Annotated in this window: 12 protein-coding genes; 8 read left to right on the top strand and 4 right to left on the bottom strand. The window is 65.2% G+C overall.

The window, feature by feature from the left end:
- The coding region (locus V7Q81_RS04795) for a hypothetical protein (protein ID WP_333840788.1) at nt 1-468 on the top strand (468 nt) is incomplete at its 5' end.
- A 33-nt stretch (nt 469-501) separates the two neighbouring features.
- Here V7Q81_RS04795 and V7Q81_RS04790 read toward each other — a convergent pair.
- Nucleotides 502-1,167: a hypothetical protein gene (locus V7Q81_RS04790; RefSeq protein ID WP_333840787.1), complete on the bottom strand. Its 666-nt coding sequence runs from the start codon at nt 1,165-1,167 to the stop codon at nt 502-504.
- Nucleotides 1,168-1,291: 124 nt separating this feature from the next.
- A complete protein-coding gene (locus V7Q81_RS04785) occupies nt 1,292-1,765 on the bottom strand; it encodes an aminoacyl-tRNA deacylase (protein ID WP_333840786.1) in 474 nt (157 codons plus the stop codon).
- A gap of 191 nt (nt 1,766-1,956) precedes the next feature.
- Between V7Q81_RS04785 and V7Q81_RS04780 the strand changes: the two genes are divergently transcribed.
- Together V7Q81_RS04780 and V7Q81_RS04775 are read left to right on the top strand one after the other, a co-directional pair.
- Nucleotides 1,957-2,559, top strand: coding sequence for a DJ-1/PfpI family protein (locus V7Q81_RS04780; protein ID WP_333840785.1), 603 nt, complete (start codon nt 1,957-1,959; stop codon nt 2,557-2,559).
- Between the two features lie 260 nt (nt 2,560-2,819).
- Nucleotides 2,820-3,413 carry an RNA ligase partner protein gene (locus tag V7Q81_RS04775; RefSeq protein WP_333840784.1) on the top strand — a complete coding sequence of 198 codons (594 nt, stop codon included), beginning with the start codon at nt 2,820-2,822 and terminating at the stop codon, nt 3,411-3,413.
- Here V7Q81_RS04775 and V7Q81_RS04770 read toward each other — a convergent pair.
- Nucleotides 3,387-4,487 carry an RNA ligase gene (locus V7Q81_RS04770; RefSeq protein ID WP_333840783.1) on the bottom strand — a complete coding sequence of 367 codons (1,101 nt, stop codon included), beginning with the start codon at nt 4,485-4,487 and terminating at the stop codon, nt 3,387-3,389. The genes V7Q81_RS04775 and V7Q81_RS04770 overlap by 27 nt on opposite strands.
- 213 nt (nt 4,488-4,700) lie before the next feature.
- Here V7Q81_RS04770 and V7Q81_RS04765 point away from each other — a divergent pair, with 213 nt between their 5' ends.
- Genes V7Q81_RS04765 through V7Q81_RS04755 form a run of 3 tightly spaced genes read left to right on the top strand, consistent with a single transcriptional unit; the run spans nt 4,701 to nt 6,412 of the window.
- Nucleotides 4,701-5,438, top strand: a complete 738-nt coding sequence (locus tag V7Q81_RS04765) for a rhomboid family intramembrane serine protease (RefSeq protein WP_333840782.1) — start codon at nt 4,701-4,703, stop codon at nt 5,436-5,438.
- Between the two features lie 33 nt (nt 5,439-5,471).
- Nucleotides 5,472-5,879, top strand: a complete 408-nt coding sequence (locus V7Q81_RS04760) for a DUF4870 family protein (protein WP_333840781.1) — start codon at nt 5,472-5,474, stop codon at nt 5,877-5,879.
- A gap of 26 nt (nt 5,880-5,905) precedes the next feature.
- Entirely contained in the window at nt 5,906-6,412 is a 507-nt protein-coding gene (locus tag V7Q81_RS04755) for a putative molybdenum carrier protein (protein WP_333840780.1), read from the top strand.
- Between the two features lie 12 nt (nt 6,413-6,424).
- Here the strand turns inward: V7Q81_RS04755 and V7Q81_RS04750 are convergent, their stop codons facing one another.
- Nucleotides 6,425-7,378 (bottom strand): hydrogen peroxide-inducible genes activator, encoded by a 954-nt coding sequence (locus tag V7Q81_RS04750; protein ID WP_333840779.1) that lies wholly within the window; start codon nt 7,376-7,378, stop codon nt 6,425-6,427.
- A 124-nt stretch (nt 7,379-7,502) separates the two neighbouring features.
- On the opposite strand from V7Q81_RS04750, the gene V7Q81_RS04745 reads away from it, so the two are divergent.
- Nucleotides 7,503-8,042, top strand: a complete 540-nt coding sequence (locus V7Q81_RS04745) for a peroxiredoxin (protein ID WP_333840778.1) — start codon at nt 7,503-7,505, stop codon at nt 8,040-8,042.
- Nucleotides 8,043-8,079: 37 nt separating this feature from the next.
- Nucleotides 8,080-8,634, top strand: coding sequence for a carboxymuconolactone decarboxylase family protein (locus V7Q81_RS04740; RefSeq protein WP_333840777.1), 555 nt, complete (start codon nt 8,080-8,082; stop codon nt 8,632-8,634).
- Nucleotides 8,635-8,756 lie beyond the last annotated feature (122 nt).

The following is an 8,756-nucleotide window of genomic DNA, read 5'->3' as shown; positions in this document are numbered from 1 at the left end:
GTCTTAAGCCGATTTCCATCCGAGGCCGTAAAAATCCGTTGCTCCGGGCGGGACGGATCCCGCTCGGGGGTGTTTTTGCCTCTCGCACTGGATGACATTTTTGCTATGACTTCCCGCTTGACCGCCCTTGTGTCGATCTTCCTCGTTCCCGTGCTTCCTGGGTGGGCGGCCGAGTTTGAACTCCGGCTCGAGGGGGCCACTGCCGCGGCCTTCAGCGGCACTGGCGAGGTGGTGACGGCGGACGGAACCGTCTCCCCTTTGCGGATCGCGGGAACGGTACCCGCCCAGTACCGCTTCAGGGGGCGCGCCGTCGTCCTCCCCCTGAACGTGACAGGGGGACCCTTGACTGCCCAGCTCTACCAGGAGGGCCATCCAGTGGGACAAGGCATGGCGAGCGGCGGCCCGGGACAGGTGGCCCTCTCCGCCGGGGTGGCCCTCCAGAGGCACGGGCTGGGGCGACCGCCATGACGGACCTTCCGGGCGCTGAATGGCAGAGGTCGTTTAGCCTGCCGCTCGCCGGAAGGACACTAGTTCCTTGCGCCCCGGGTCTTTGCCCATCGTGATTCGAAGCACGTACAGATCGATGCTGGGGGCATAGTAGTAAGTGCGCAACTGCCCTGCCCGGTAGCACATCACCCGGTAGGTGTCGAACGTGCCTGCGGCCACGGTGATGCGCTCTTCGGACGGCACGGTGCAAGTCCAGTGCACGCGCCAGCCCCCAGGCTCTCGAGAACTTTCTCCCTTCGCCGTATAGCGCACCACATTGCCTACCCGCAAAGGAAAGAGGCTCCCCTGGCTGTCCGTGAAGACCTGCTGACCTGAGCCGTAAGCAGCGGTGCCGTGCCACTCGGCGGTGTTGAACATGGTAGCGCTCACCGTGGTCCAAGAGGCGCCCGTGGGTAGACGCCAAGTCACTCGATCACCTCGCACCTCCGTGACCGTTTCGTTTTGCTGTACACCGGCTCCGAAGCGGAACACGTAGACATCGCCCGGTCGCAGCGACGGCGGCCCTGCCGCTGGCTGGCGCTCCGCCAGGGGCACAGCACGGAGCTCGGGGTTTCCTCCCAGGCCGAGATCGGTACGCAGGGTTTGTACGGTGGCACAGCCGGCCAGGAGGAAGGCCAGACCGTATGCCGAAACGAACGACAGGCCTCTTGCTGCTTTCATCAGAGGTTTCCTTGCGTGGTCCGTCCAGTTTTCGCCGTCCCGACCAGATGGACAAGCGCAAGCGCTCCCTGCCCGGGCGCAAGCGCCCGGGCAGGGGCGGCTTGGATGGGCGGCGAGACAGCGGCTAGTACGCCGAGGTGGAGAAACGGGCATAGCGGGCGTGAGGCAGGAGCCGCAGGAAATCCTCCCGCCGCACGTGGATCAGCTCTTCGTGGTCGCCCGCTTCGAAATAGATGTCCGATTCGCCCATCAGCTCATCGTCCACCACTACGGTGAGGCCGTAAGCCTCCCCCAGAGGCGGGATGGCCCCCACGTCGCAATCGCGGAACAGGTTCGCGATTTCCTGCTCCGTGGCAAGCCCGAGTCGGCGTCCCAGCTCCCGCCGCAGAGTTCCCAGGTGCACGTGCCGGTCGGCAGGCAGTACCGCCATGACGTAGCCTTGCTCGTCTTCCAGCAGGACCGCCTTAGCAACCCGGTGGGGGGAAACGTGGGCGGCGGTGGCGGAACGGATGCTGGACCCGGTCCGCATGTGGGGCAGCACGTCGTAGGGAACATGCTGCTCTTTCAAGTACTTCTCTACTGTCGCAGCGATGGCCATGGGAAGTCCTCCTCACGGGCTAGGGATGTTTTCAATATAGTCCGGCCGGGACCGCCTTGGCAGGGCATCCGGGCTTGAACCCCAGCCCCTACCCGGGCTCTAATTGGAAAACCGCTGCTGCAGGCGCTTCGCCGGCTCGGATCAAGCCTTTTTTGTGAGTTCACCAGAACCGACCAGAAAGGAGACTTCCCATGGCAGGAAAGAAGATTCTCATGATTGTGGGCGACTTTGGCGAGGATTACGAGGTCATGGTACCGTTCCAGGCCCTCAAGATGGTGGGCCATGAGGTTCACGCGGCCTGCCCCGGCAAGAGATCCGGCGAGACCATCGCCACCGCGATCCATGACTTCGAAGGCCAGCAGACCTACAGCGAGAAGCGGGGCCACAACTTCGCGCTGAACGCTACTTGGAGCGAAGTCAAGCCGGAAAACTACGATGCCCTGTTGCTTGCAGGAGGGCGGGCGCCGGAATACCTGCGGCTGGACGCGAGCGTGATCAAGGCGGTGCAGCATTTCGCCCAAGCGGGCAAGCCCATCGCCGCCATCTGCCACGGCATCCAGATCCTGACTGCCGCCGATGTGGTGAAAGGAAGAAAGCTTACCGCCTATCCGGCGGTAAAGCCCGAAGTGGTGAGCGCCGGCGGAACCTGGGTCGATACCAAGATCGATGGCGTTTGCGTCGACGGGAGCTTAGTGACTGCCCCAGCATGGCCTGCCCACCCGACCTGGCTCGCCGAGTTCCTGAAAGTCTTGGGCACCCGCATCGAGCACGGCGAACTGAAGGCGGCGGCGTAGCCCTTTCGCGGTCCTTCGGGTTCGGGGTGGTCTTCCGGACTACGCCGCGGAAGAAGGGCATCGGCCTGGACCTGCTTTTGGGAAGAGGCTACGCGACGCATGCTGCAGGTAAGCCCGTGGCCCTAGACTAATCCGCCCCCCATGTGCCGACGTAATAGGGCGTGTGCTTGTCCGGTATGGCAAGACCCCCGGAGGCGCGGGGCGTTGGGCCGGGTGTGAGGCGTCCTGCCCGAGGGTGTGGAGCCTGGTTCCCCTGCGCCATGGAACGCTTTGTACTCGATACCAGCGTCTTCACCAACCCGGAGAGCTACTCCCAGTTCTCGCCGGAACCAGAAGAGGCGGTTCGATTGTTTCTCGCCCTGGCGCGTCGGACCGGCGCCGAGTTCTACATGCCGGTGTCCGTGTACGAAGAGCTGCGGCACGTGCGCGCGGTCGATGCGATCGCACCCCAATTCGAGCTTGCGGTGCGCATTCGCAGCCCGCGCAAGCACGAGCTGCAGATCCCGGCCAACGTGCTCTACGAGTTCATCGACGAGGTGCGGCATCGCATCGACCGAGGTCTGCGTATCGCTGAGGAGTACACGCGGCGTGGTCGCGAGGCGCTGACTGCCGAGGACGCGGGTCTCATGATCGCGCGGCTGCGGGAGCGCTACCGGGAGGCGCTGCGCCGGGGCATCATCGACAGCCGCGAGGACGCGGACTGCCTGCTGCTTGCCTACGAACTGGATGCCAGGCTGGTGTCGGCGGACGAGGGCCTGCGGACGTGGGCCGACAAAGTGGGCGTGAAGCTGGTGCTGCCCCAGAACCTGCGAAGCATTTTGGACGCCTTAATCGAAGGACAGCCTGCCGCCTAGCAGGCTGTTCAGGGTGCCGCTGGTGCTCGGATAGACCCGGTCGAACTCCAGCACCCAGTAGCCCTGTTCTCGGCGCAGGTCCCGCGCGAGCACCTGGACCTGGTGGCCCGTTTCCCGGGCGAGATGCTCGATCAGGCGTTCGGCGGCCTCGGCGCTGCGCAGGCGGCAGCGGTAGCGGCGCAGCACCTTCTGCTCGCTGCGCTGTAGGCGGATGGCGTCCTGGAGCCCTTCGAGCAATGCTGCGCCGACCGCTTCGCCCAGGAGCCGCGCTTCCTCCAGCCCGTGCTCTTCGACGAATACGGCGAGCTGTAGCAATCGGTTCACGAAGTACTCCGGCGGCAGATCGAGCAGCACCTGGGCGCCGACGCGCAGGTCCTGGATGCAGGCGGCGGCGGTGGTGTACTTGGCGCGGTGATCCCGGGGCGAGTCCTCTTTGAACACCACGCCTTCGCGTCCTTCTTCGCTCAAGCGCACCAGGATCGCGCCGATTGCTTCCAGATCGTCAGCGGTGTAGCGCCCGAAGCATTCCACCGCCGGCAGCCCATAGCGCTCGAGGAGCGCCTGCTTTTCTCCGTACGGGATGAACCCAGGCGAGCCGACCCGCATCAAGTCGAATACGAACAAGCGCACGTCCTCAGCCACGAACGGTGGGCTTGCCTCGTTGTAGGGGTTTTCCGGGCCGGCCACCTCGGCGCATACCACCAGCTCGGGGCAATCCTCGAACACGGCGAGGCTCATCAGGTCTGGCAGGCGGTCGGTGGTAAACGGGCACACGAAGCCGCCCCGGGTCAGGGCGAGGACGCGCTCTCCCACGCGCACGATGCGCACGTTGTAGCCGTCGATTTTTTCCTCGACCCAGAAAGGCGCTTGGAACTGCTCACCCAGACCACGGGCTAAGGCCGTGACCCGGCCGATATGGGGATAGCCATACACCACCACGTTTCCGTCAAACACCACGGTTCCGCGGGGTATCCCCTTTAGGTCGTCGTAAACCCGCAGGTAGCCGAGCTCTCCGGCGCTCACCTCGACAGCTTTGCCTTCGGCGAGGGCCCGTTCAATCACGGAATTGGACATGACGCGATTGATGAACGCTTCGAGGGAATTTTAGGACACGGCTCGGCTTGGGCGCCTGCCTTTTGCTTTCCAGACCATGAGCCGCCGTGTCAGTTCAGCCGCCGTCGGCGGGGAGGGGTAGAGGCGGCGTTCCAGAGGTTTGGGTTAAACTTTCAAAATTATGCCGCCTGCCGGGCGCCCCGGGTTTACCTAAAAAGAAAGAACGGTATCGCTGTGTTCATTCCCGTCGGAGATTACCCCAATCCCCGGGGCGTGCCGTGGATGACGGTCCTGCTCATCGCGGCCAACGTGGCCGTGTTCCTCCTGATTACTCTGCCTCTGTCCGCCACGCCGGTCTCCCTGCGCGACCCGCGCCTGCCCGAGTATCTTGACCTGATGGCGAGGGTGCTACCGGCTGGCGCCTCCCTGGAGGCTGTCGTGCGTCAGACCACCGCCTACGATCTCCTGGTATTCGAGTACGGTTTCCGCTCGGATCGTGCGAGCCTGCTCACCCTATTCACCTCCATGTTTCTCCACGGAGGCTTCCTTCATTTGGCGGGCAACATGTTGTTCCTGTGGATCTATGGCGACAACGTGGAGCATCGCCTGGGGGCGGTTCCGTTCCTGTTCTGGTATCTGATCACAGGGGTTGCCGCAACCCTGACCCATGTCTTCGTTGCGCTCGGTCCCCCGCTGCCTTTGGTGGGGGCCTCGGGCGCTATCTCGGGGGTGCTCGGTTTTTATTTCCTCCTGTTTCCGGGCCATTTCGTGCGGGTGTTGCTGCTGCTCTTCCCCTTTTACGTGGGAACGGTCATGATCCCGGCGCGTATCGTGCTCGGACTTTACCTGGTGGTGGATAACCTGCTCCCCCTGATCCTGACGCCCGCCGGGCCAGTGGCCCACGGTGCCCACATCGGCGGCTTCCTCGCTGGACTGGCGGTGGCGGCCTGGATGCGCGTCGCGAGGAAGTAAAATGCTGCTGCGGCTCTCCAAAGGGAAGGGACCATGACCGAGATCGAGGCCCGCACGGGCCCCTTGGCGCCGAGCGACAGCCTGGTGCGCCTGACCCACCTCATCTATGCCCTGCACGCTTTCAGTGCCTTGACCGGACTGGTGGGCGCTGCCTTCGTGGTCACCGCCTTTCTGACCGGTTGGCCTTCCATCGTCGCGGTGATCATCAACTACGTGAAGCGCCCCGACGTGCGGGGCTCTTATCTGGAATCCCACTTCCGCTGGCAGATCCGCACCTTCTGGTTCGCGCTGCTGTGGGTGCTGGTGGCGCTGCTCGTCTGGGCGACCCTGGTGGGAATCCCTCTGGCCTTGGGCATCCTGCTGATCACGGGGCTGTGGGTGCTCTACCGCATCATCCGCGGCTGGCTGCGCCTCGTGGACCGCAAGCCCATGCCGCTGTGATGGGAAGAGCGGGTGCCGCCTCGAGGGTGGAAAAAATCGTCTCCGGCGGGCAGACGGGAGCCGACCGGGCGGCTCTGGACTGGGCTCTGGCCCATGGCGTGCCCTGCGGCGGCTGGTGCCCGAAGGGGCGGCGAGCCGAGGACGGCCCCATCGACGCCCGCTATCCCCTCATGGAGACGCCTTCGGCCGATTACGCCCAGCGCACCGAGTGGAACGTGCGCGATGCCGACGCCACGGTGATTCTCTCCCTCGCTCCCGTTCTCTCCGGCGGCTCCAGACTCACCCGGGAGCTGGCCGAGCGGCTGGGAAAACCTTGCCTGCACCTGCATCCCGGCGTGGACGCGCTATCGCTTCTCGCCGATTTCCTGCGCCGGCACCGGGTGAGGGTACTCAACGTGGCGGGACCCCGGGCGTCCCACGAACCAGGGGTGTACCGCTACGTGCAGGACGTGCTCGATGCCAGTGGCATCGCCGGCGGTGATGCAGGACCACCGTGGGATGGCGCAGGAAACGGCGAGCGGCCTCTCGCCTGATCGATCCTCTGCTCAGCGGGTCCTGGGCTGGGCACGCCGATGGGCGGGAATGCCGGCCCGGGCGCTCGCGCGTGCCTGGGCGGCGATGAAATCAGCGAGCAGCTCGAAATCGCGGCGCCGCGGGGTGGTGCGGCGAGCTGCCAGGGCCACCGTGCGGAAAGGTGCCTGAGCGGCAAAGGGCCGGGCGGTGAGCCGCGTGCCCTTGAGGATGCCTGCCTTGAGGGTCATCTCGGGAAGCAGGGTGACGCCCAGCCCGCCTTCTACCATCTGGATGAGGGTATGCAGGCTGGTGGCCTCCACCCGGGAGCCCGAGCGGGCACCTCGGGCGCCGCAGGCTTCGATGGCGTGCTCCCGCAGGCAGTGGCCTTCTTCCAGCAGCAGGACGGCGTCGGGGTCGATGGCCTTCACCGCCACCGCTTCCGCCCGGGCGAGGGGATCGTCCTCCCGGGCGACGAACCAGAACTCATCCACGAACAACGCCCGCACCCACATGTCGCCGGTGTCGTAGGGGAGGGCGATCAGGGCGAAGTCCAACTTTCCCCCTTGCACCTGTTCCAGCAGCCGCTCGGTGAGGTCCTCCCGCAGGTAGAGCTTGAGGGACGGGTAGGCCTGGCGCAGGGGCGGCAGCAGGCTGGGCAGGAGAAAGGGGGCGATGGTGGGAATGACCCCGAGCCGCAGGGGGCCGCCCAAGGGCTCTCCGGCCCGGCGGGCAATGTCCGCCAGGTCCTGGGCGGCAGCGAGCAGCTCCCGGGCTCGCGCCACCACCTCCTCGCCCGCGGCGGTGAGCCGCACGTGGCGCTTATCCCGCTCGACCAGCTGCACTCCCAGCACGCTCTCGAGCTCCTTGATGCCGGCGGACAGGGTGGACTGAGTGACGTGCTGGGCCTGTGCCGCTTCGCGGAAATTGAGCCGGTCGGCCAGCTCCACCAGGTAGCTCAGCTGGCGCAGGGTAGGGAGTGCAGGCATGGAGGACGCTTTCCATATCGATATAGCCGATCACTGTAAACGAATTTTATCATTGGATCGATCATGCAAGATGGGGCACACTGCGCGCCGTGTTCAACCGGCAAACGCTCAAGGAGGTCATGACATGTTGACGATTGGCGACCGCATTCCCCCGTTTGAGGTTAAGGCCGTGGTGTCCATCGAGGACGACAAAGCCTTTACCCGGGTGACCGACCGGTCGGACGAGGGCAAGTGGAAAGTCATTTTCTTCTGGCCCAAGGACTTCACTTTCGTGTGCCCCACCGAGATCGCCGCCTTCGGCAAGCTGGCCGGCGAATTCAACGATCGGGATGCGGTGATCTACGGTGTGTCCATCGACAGCGAGTACGTCCATCTCGCGTGGCGCAAGTCCCACCCGGATCTCAGGGAGCTGCCGTTTCCCATGCTGGCGGATGTGAAGCGGGAGATCTCCCAGGCCTTCGGTGTGCTGGACCAGAAGGAGGGCGTGGCCTTGCGGGCCACCTTCATCATCGATCCGCAAGGCGTGATTCGCTTCGCTTCGGTCCATGACCTGAACGTGGGCCGCAACGTGGACGAGGTGCTGCGTACCCTGGACGCCCTCCAGACCGACGAGCTGTGCCCGTGCAACTGGAAGAAAGGCGACCCGGTGCTCAAGGCCGCTTGAAGCGCCCGGACCCCTCCATCGAAGAAAGGAGTCTTCTATGACATTCCAGGCCCTGAAAGACCGGCTGCCGGATTATGCCAAGGATCTCAAGCTGAATCTCGGCACGCTGGCGACTGAGACGGTACTCACCGAGGTCCAGAAGGCCGGCGCCTTCATCGCGACCGCCCTCGCTTCGCGGGAGTCCGGGGTGATTGAGGCGGTGGTCGCCGAGTTCGCTCCCCGGCTGAGCGAGCGGGAGCTTGCCGCGGCCAAGGCCGCGGCCGCCCTCATGGGCATGAACAACGTGTACTACCGGTTCCTGCACTTGGTGGAAAATCCCGAATACGGGAGCCTGCCGGCGAAGCTGCGCATGAACGCCATTGCCACCCATGGGATCGCCCGGGAAACCTTCGAGCTGTGGTGCCTGGCGGTCTCTGCGGTGAATGGCTGCGGTGCGTGCCTCGCTGCCCATGAGAAAGTGGTGCGGGCAGCGGGGCTCACCCCCGAGCAGGTGCAGGCGGCAGTGCGCATCGGCGCCGTGGTACACGCGGTAGCGGTGGTGCTGGAGGGCGAGGTGGCTTTGTCCGGGAAGAGGCTGGCTGAGGCCGCTTGAAGGCGCGCAAGCAGATGCCGGGGATCGCCCCGCTGCCTTGCGCCCGGTTCATCGCCCGGGCTCTGCCCGGCCAGAGGGCCCAGGGTGCACCACGAGCCTGACAGGTGCGCGCTGGCGGGGCG

This window comes from Pelomicrobium sp., assembly GCF_036803785.1.
GTDB lineage: Bacteria > Pseudomonadota > Gammaproteobacteria > Burkholderiales > UBA6910 > Pelomicrobium.
Note: the sequence above shows the minus strand (reverse complement) of the source record. Positions and strands in the feature narration are given on the sequence as shown.